Origin of the sequence: Nonomuraea sp. NPDC050733 (assembly GCF_040654215.1) — a bacterium.
GTDB lineage: Bacteria > Actinomycetota > Actinomycetes > Streptosporangiales > Streptosporangiaceae > Nonomuraea.
On sequence record NZ_JBFAHO010000029.1, the window covers coordinates 82,246 to 88,866 of the forward strand.

Consider the following 6,621-nt stretch of genomic DNA (forward strand, 5'->3'; position numbering starts at 1 on the left):
GGGTCAGCCGGTCTGGTTGGCGAACAGTGCGGCCTTCATCGTGGTGTGGTTGACCATGGCGTGGTTGATGGCTTCCCGCGCCATGCCGCGCGGCCAGCCACACTCGTGCAGCAGGACGACGAGCGCTTCGGTGATCGCGTCGGCAACGGCTTCATATCGGGCGGCGGTGGCCTGCCGTAGAGCGCCGAGGATGCTCTCGGCGATCTCGGCGGTGGTGGGAGGTTCGACCTCGGGCGTGGTGATGACCATGCTGGCCTTTCTGCTTGCATTAGTTGTACCGGGGGTGGGGTTGATGGGCGGTTTCGGCACCGTGGTAGGGTGCCGCCGCGTCCAGCGCTCCGCCGCGTTTCCGCAGGTCAAGTTGCGTTTGCTGAGATCATCTTGCCATAGAGTCGTCTCGTTTGCAAAACGACCATTTGACGTTGGAAAACGCACGTCTCAGAGCGTCCCAAAGTGTTTCGCGGAAGCTTCTGGATCTTCTTCTCATGAAAAGCGTCCGGAAGGGCTCACGGACGATCCTGGCCACGCGTAGACGCAAGCCGCTCGACTTTGGTTTTCCCGTGGCACCCCCGTGGTGGGGCTTATGTGGCCGGGGGGACAGCAACATCTCGCTCGAATACAGGCGGTAGTTGAACGAATACTCATAGAGACCGCATCGATGCGAGCGCCGGCCCGTTCGGCGACTCGTCCCCAGCAAAAGGGCGGAAGGCCCTCATCCGGAAGGTGCGCCAGATATGCCAACACCCAACACCGCGTCCCCCCAGCAGGGAGCCTCGAAAGTATGGCTCCAGACGGGCCCGCTCACCTTCGCCCACGGCCTCAGGGGCGCCAACCGTGTCCACGAGAAGGTCTCTGAGGTTCCGGACCTGCAGATCCCCTTTCCCGGCGTGTGGGAGGTCTCCTATCACGCCCTCCACGCGCTGGCTATGGTGGCGCCGCATCTGTATATCCAGACAGCATTGTTCATAAATGGCGTGCTCCTTCCCGGCAGTGAGGCCCTGAGCGGCCTCGCCGGTGCGACTGCAACACTGCGCGCCACCGCCGGGCAGACGCTCCTGCAGACCTTCGCTGCCGGAGACGTCGTGACACTCCACGCCTACCGCAACGGGACCGGCGATGCCGTCATCGAGAGCAGCGGCGATGGGCGCACCGGAGTCATGGCGCACTGGGTGAGCGCGGTCTGAGCACCGGCGCCCGCGAGTGAAACGGCGGGGGACCGTGCAGCACGGCGTCGACTGTCCCTGCCGTCGTTATCGCGGCGGGGAGCGCCGGACTCATCCCCGAACGCCTGGACCGAAACCCGGCGGCGGCGGGCACTGCCGCCGTCACCCGCTCCGGCCTGCGGCAACGCTCTGGTCTAGGGCTCATCGCGCGGACCCGAGCGGAGGACCCATCGCTCTGTGTGGTCGCAAGATCGAGTCTCTAGCGCCAAAATCCGGTCCGACCCTCCCCGGAGGCCAATAACGCTCCATGTCGATGGAGGTTGCCTCGACGCGACAGATACCTAGCGCTTCTGCTCTGCCCAGTTCACCACCACCCACCTGACGTTCAGTATCTATTTGACTACACTCAGTGAGTGGTCGGTTAAGGACGAGTTTTCCTGCTGACCGCATACGCCTCCGCCCCCTACCGGCGCCTGGCGCCTCCCATGGCGCTCCGCCGGACCCAAAGGAGCAGCATGCAGGTATTCCAGACTGGCGAGATCCCCCATGGTTTCGCCTTCACCGAAAACGGTGCACTCATCCACTACAAATACGCCATCGTCCTGGCCATCCCCATGGCCAACCAGCCCACCTGGTCCGGCGACGGCCACATCACCTTCGGCAGCGACTGGGCCGATGTGCGGCTCAGGGTCGCCATCCACGATGGCACAAACTGGGGCACCCCCCAGACCATCAATGTCCCCGCCGCGGGGCCCCGCGTCGGCGTCGGCGTCGGCGCCAAGATTCCTGCCCTGGCACATAAGATCAGCATCGGCCGGGTAAAGACCGGCCCCAACGACACGGTGGACGACGCCCCAGCAAGCTGGCTGCTGCAATACCAGGCCCTCTAACCACCCGGGCACGTCCCGGCAGCCCCGGTCCGGTTCCCGTCCGGCAGGGCTGCCGGGACCGCGCCACCCGAACTCACCGACCCCCGCGCGTACCCCGAAGTCAGGGGGACCGCACCGGTACCTGCCGGCATTCGCTCACCGAACCGTTCACCGACGTTGATTCTCGACACGGGTTCTCGACGCTCCACCACCTGCGACCTCCCGGATTTTGGGCGGAGTGTCGACAGACGTTGTTATTCGACACTGAGATAACCGATCTATGGCGGTTACTCAGAGCTACTTTGCGGCTGATGGCACGGACCCGAGTGGGGCCCCTATTCGTTGAATACCGACGTGTTGTCACTGCGGCTCGCGCGCTCCCACCGCGCCCGAAGCACCGCCCGCAACCGCGCCGCCTCGCCGCGATCCACCACCGGCTCGGGCTCCGGCTCCCATGCCTCAGCCACCGCACCAGCCGCCACCGCGGCCGCCGCAGCCTCATCCAACCGGCGCCACCGCTCCAGATCCTTGCGAGTCCTCCCCCGCTTCTCCGTACGCTTGGCCAGCGGCTCAGCTGCCGCCGGCAAGACCTTCGCCAGGATCTCCCTCGCGCGCGCGGCCGCGGCCCCAGGATCCGTCGACGTCCGCTGCAGGGCCTCAGCCCGCGCCGCTCGCGCAAGCGCTTGCGCTCGCATCCGGGCTGAGTGGGCGCGGGCCACCTGCTGCGACTGCGACAGGGTCGGCCGCGTCGACCCGTCCATCCAGAGCCGCAGCCGGGCCTTGGCCACCTCCCACCGCATCGGGTCGCCCCACACCGGCGAACCGTCCGGCGAGTTGTTCAGCGCGTGCAGCACATCCGCGTGACTCCACCCAGCGTCGAAGAACCGCTGGGCCAGGTCCAGGAGATGCGCAGGCACCTGCGGCGGCAAGCTGCCCATCACGCGCCCTCCTTCAGCCGCGCCCGCAGCGCCGCCCGAGCGGCCAGGTACTCCGCCGGCGGAGTGCGCCGCTCGGCCAACTGGACCACGCGCGCCGCCTGGTCGACCGGCTCGGGATCGGCCGTACCCCAGACGTCGGCCAGTCGACGCTCCTGGGCCCGCCACATCGCGATCTCGGCGTCCTCGGCCCGCTGCGACGCCGACCGCGCCAGCGGCGTGCCGTCAGCGTCGACCCACAGACGGACGCGGTGACGGATCCGCGCCCGCATGCCCCGCTTGCGCTCGACCGTGCCCGCCTGCCGGCCGGGGTCGATGTCGCCCCAGTGCTGCCCGTCCGGCTGGCGGTTCAGCGCGTGCTCCACATCGGCGACGGTAAACCCAGCGACGAACAGCGGACGCAGCAGCGACCGCAGGTCCTTCGCCGACAGGATGCCGAGGGTCAGCCGGTTGTCCTGACGCAGCCGCTCGCATGCCGCGACCTGGTCTCTCTTGCTGCGGGGCGTTTCGTGGCGTGGCCATAAGCGGGACGGGCCCGTGGGCTCGGAGCTGTCGCGCGCGCCCGCGTTAGGGAAAGATCTCTCCCAAGAGCAACCCCAAACAGCGGGGGTGCAAACTCTTTCCACACCCTCGCTGACGTGAGAAAACGTGGGGCGCTCAGCGACGGTTTCGACCGGCCAGGGCACCTCTTCCTCCTCTTCGGGCTCCGGCGCCCCAAGGTCGTCGACGTCGTCGGCCAGCAGCTCGGCCGGGATGGTGAGGGCGTACTCCGCGGCGAGGTTGCCTAAGCCGTCGTCCTTCCGGCCCCACAGGTTTCCCGCGCGGGTGCTCGGGGTGGAGCCGGTGGTGACGGTGATGAGCAACTGGTGCTCACGCATCCACGCCAGCAGGTAGGCGACGGTGCGGCGCGAGACGCCGACCTCTTCGGCCAGCACGTCCCAGGTGGCGCCACGTTTGGGCGCCGTCATCATCGTGGCGTCGGTACGGGTGGCGAGCTGCCAAGCCAGGCGCATCACATTGCGGTGCCGCTGCCGGTTGCAGTGGGCGCGGGCAAGGTAGTCCACCGCGTCGAGCCACACCGCGCGGGTGGGTGCAAGTTTCTGCCCGTCCATGGGTACGGGCGTGATGGGGGCGTGCGCCGACGTGCGGCGACGCCCCCCGATTTCGGTTTGTTCGCAAACCGAGGGCAGGCGTGTTATCTTCTACTCCGAGAGAAAGGCCCCCACGGGGGCAACGCGAGGCACCCCGCTCACCGCCGGCCAAAGCACGGAGCAGGGATGACAATCGCGTGAAGTTGGTACTTCAGGGAGCGGCCCGCACTGCGGGCCGTTTCTTATTTAGCCGGTAGTTCTCCTTTGTCAGAGTCGCCGGAGTATCCCACAGCCTCCGAGCCTCCCCATGTGCTGAAGCGGCCAGCCAGCGTGTGACGTCTTTCGTCGCCCCACACTGAGTGGACGACGATCCACGCCGTTGTGTGATCCTGCCGGTACACATCCACGTGGGCGATGACCTCGGCCAATATGTTCCGCAGCCGGTCAGAGGGCAGGCTGTCCCACTCCTGCAGGAGCCCTTCGATCACCGGCACGCAGTCCAGCGGGTCGACCGGCTCCGGTAGGTCGTCGATCTGAGCGAGCGAGTTCATGACCTCTTCTCGTTCGCGGAGGAGCTTGTCACGCACCGGCTCGTAGGAAGATTGCGGGATCACCTCGTTGATCAGCAGCTCGGTCTGCCGTTCGAGAGCCTTGTCGATCCGGTCCAGCTCGCGGCGAAGCACTTCCGGCTTGAAATCCTCGACTTCTGGTGGCTGGAGGCCGGCCGCTGCAAGGGCGGCTGCGGCCTCGATGTCTGGCAACCACTCGACGAGCACTTGCTGAACGCCTTGCTCAGCGGCCTCCATCGTCACGAACCGGGTGCCGCAGGGTGCGGCGCCATAGCGCTTGCGGTAGTTCGACCCGCAGACCCACCCTGTGCGACCGCTGTGCTGGACTTTGTGCGCGTACATGGTGTGAGTGCAGTAGCCGCACTTCAGGAGTTTGGACAATGGGTGGACCGCTTTCCTGGCGCGCGGTGGCAAAGCCGAGGTGATCTTCCGGTATCGCTTGTAGGTCTCCCACGTCTCCATGCCGATCACGGCCTCGTGCGCGCCGGGGTGGTACTCCTTGTTTCGGCAGGTCGACGGCTTGGCACACCGGCATTCGTGATGGTGGACACAGATCAGACCGGCCGCGAACCCCCGGTCCATCACGCGCGCCAGCTCACCGGGCCTGAACTTCGCACCGGTTGTCGTGCGGGCGCCGCGAGCGTTCGCCCAGTCGGCCAGGGTGCAGAAGTTCCTGTCAGCGATCCACCGCTCGTAGCAGTCCGCAAGGACGCTAGCCATACCGCTTGCGTGATCCGGCTCGTAGCGTTCCTTGCCGTCCTCAGGCGCAGCGAGGGTCCTGTCGTGATAGAGCGGGTGACGGACACGCCCGCGCCTGATGTACCCGAACTGGGCGTTGCCGAGCGGAGGAAGTCCCCGAGCAAGGCGGTTCTGAAATGCCTCGCCCCACTGCTCACCGGCCCGGTCGGACTCGAACGCGGCCAGCTCGAACAGCACGCCGCGGGTGAGCTTACCGACCGCTGTACGGGCGTCGATCTCCTCGGTCGCGGAGACCAGCTCACCGCCGACCTTCTCGACGCGGGCTAGGTTGAGCTGATTGCCGGTCCGGTTGCGTCCGAAGCGGCTGTACTTCCAGACGAGGATCGCCTGGGCCTTGCCTGCTTCGACATCAGCGATGACCTTCATGATCTGCCGCTGGAAGGTCCTACCGGAGACGTCGAGGTCCTCGACCCAGTCGGTGATCCGATAGCCACGGCGGCGGGCACACTCCTTGATCGAGGCCCGCTGGATGTCCGGAGAGATCTTCTCCTCCAGCATCATCGAGACGCGGATGTAGCCGATAGCGGGGATCAAGGCCTGACCAGGGGGTTTTTGCCTCAGCATGCGATCAGGATAGTTAGTGGTTTGCGGACAATGCGCTCCAGCACCGCGTCCAGCGATGTGGCGAGCGAACCATCCGGACCAGGTCTCAACGCGAACCCCTCTTCGGCCACCGTTTCGGAGCCAGGGTAGAGCAGCGGGCGGGGCCCGTCGGCGCGCGGCTGCTACGATCCTGCGAAGATCGCGGTCGTGCCCGGGGCCGGGTGCCGGGCCGGAGCCCAGGAAGGCCCTTGCCGTGCACCTGCCCCGCAGCCTCGGCCCCCCGCTCCCCCGCCGGCGGGAGCGGCGGTGAGCGGCGCCGGGCAGATGGCGCTGCTGGCCCTGGCCGGAGTGCTCGCCGGGGTGGTCGGCACCGCGGGCGGCATCACCTCTCTCATCTCCTATCCGGCGCTGCTCGCGCTGGGCCTTCCCGCTGTGACGGCGAACGTGGCCAACATCGTCGCCTTCGCCGCCTGCTGGCCCGGCGCGGCGCTGGCCTCCCGGCCCGAGCTGGCCGGTCAGGGGGCGTGGCTGCGCCGGTGGCTGCCGCCGGCGGTGCTGGGCGCGGCGGCGGGATCGGCGCTGCTGCTGTCGACCCCGCCGGGCGTCTTCGCCCGGGTCGTGCCGTTCCTGGTGGCCGGCGGGGCGCTGGCGCTGCTGGCCCAGCCGCGGCTGGCCGCCTACCACGAACGGCG

Annotated in this window: 7 protein-coding genes; 3 read left to right on the top strand and 4 right to left on the bottom strand. The window is 67.6% G+C overall.

All coding sequences use genetic code 11. The features are described 5' to 3' along the window. Window positions 1-3: 3 nt before the first annotated feature. A complete protein-coding gene (locus AB0H64_RS32870) occupies window positions 4-249 on the bottom strand; it encodes a hypothetical protein (protein WP_357632422.1) in 246 nt (81 codons plus the stop codon). A 485-nt stretch (window positions 250-734) separates the two neighbouring features. Between AB0H64_RS32870 and AB0H64_RS32875 the strand changes: the two genes are divergently transcribed. Together AB0H64_RS32875 and AB0H64_RS32880 are read left to right on the top strand one after the other, a co-directional pair. Then, on the top strand, window positions 735-1,184 hold the full coding sequence (locus tag AB0H64_RS32875; RefSeq protein WP_357632424.1) for a hypothetical protein: 450 nt from the start codon (window positions 735-737) through the stop codon (window positions 1,182-1,184). Window positions 1,185-1,678: 494 nt separating this feature from the next. Beyond that, the gene (locus AB0H64_RS32880; protein ID WP_357632426.1) at window positions 1,679-2,053 is read left to right on the top strand and encodes a hypothetical protein; all 375 of its coding nucleotides are present in this window, start codon (window positions 1,679-1,681) and stop codon (window positions 2,051-2,053) included. 314 nt (window positions 2,054-2,367) lie between these two features. Here AB0H64_RS32880 and AB0H64_RS32885 read toward each other — a convergent pair whose 3' ends face one another. From AB0H64_RS32885 to AB0H64_RS32895, 3 genes are all read right to left on the bottom strand, one after another. Next, a complete protein-coding gene (locus AB0H64_RS32885; RefSeq protein ID WP_357632428.1) occupies window positions 2,368-2,973 on the bottom strand; it encodes a hypothetical protein in 606 nt (201 codons plus the stop codon). Then, complete coding sequence (locus AB0H64_RS32890) at window positions 2,970-4,079, bottom strand: hypothetical protein (RefSeq protein WP_357632430.1); 1,110 nt, start codon at window positions 4,077-4,079, stop codon at window positions 2,970-2,972. The genes AB0H64_RS32885 and AB0H64_RS32890 overlap by 4 nt, the downstream gene beginning before the upstream one ends. A gap of 221 nt (window positions 4,080-4,300) precedes the next feature. Further along, window positions 4,301-5,950, bottom strand: a complete 1,650-nt coding sequence (locus AB0H64_RS32895; RefSeq protein ID WP_357632431.1) for a recombinase family protein — start codon at window positions 5,948-5,950, stop codon at window positions 4,301-4,303. Window positions 5,951-6,235: 285 nt separating this feature from the next. Between AB0H64_RS32895 and AB0H64_RS32900 the strand changes: the two genes are divergently transcribed. Further along, window positions 6,236-6,621 (top strand): TSUP family transporter (locus AB0H64_RS32900; protein WP_357632433.1); only part of this gene is annotated, 386 nt, incomplete at its 3' end.

Bases quoted from the DNA above. Each gene is read 5' to 3' on its own strand.
- AB0H64_RS32870 (WP_357632422.1), bottom strand. From the start codon at position 249: ATGGTCATCACCACGCCCGAGGTCGAACCTCCCACCACCGCCGAGATC.
- AB0H64_RS32875 (WP_357632424.1), top strand. From the start codon at position 735: ATGCCAACACCCAACACCGCGTCCCCCCAGCAGGGAGCCTCGAAAGTA.
- AB0H64_RS32880 (WP_357632426.1), top strand. From the start codon at position 1,679: ATGCAGGTATTCCAGACTGGCGAGATCCCCCATGGTTTCGCCTTCACC.
- AB0H64_RS32890 (WP_357632430.1), bottom strand. From the start codon at position 4,079: ATGGACGGGCAGAAACTTGCACCCACCCGCGCGGTGTGGCTCGACGCG.
- AB0H64_RS32895 (WP_357632431.1), bottom strand. From the start codon at position 5,950: ATGCTGAGGCAAAAACCCCCTGGTCAGGCCTTGATCCCCGCTATCGGC.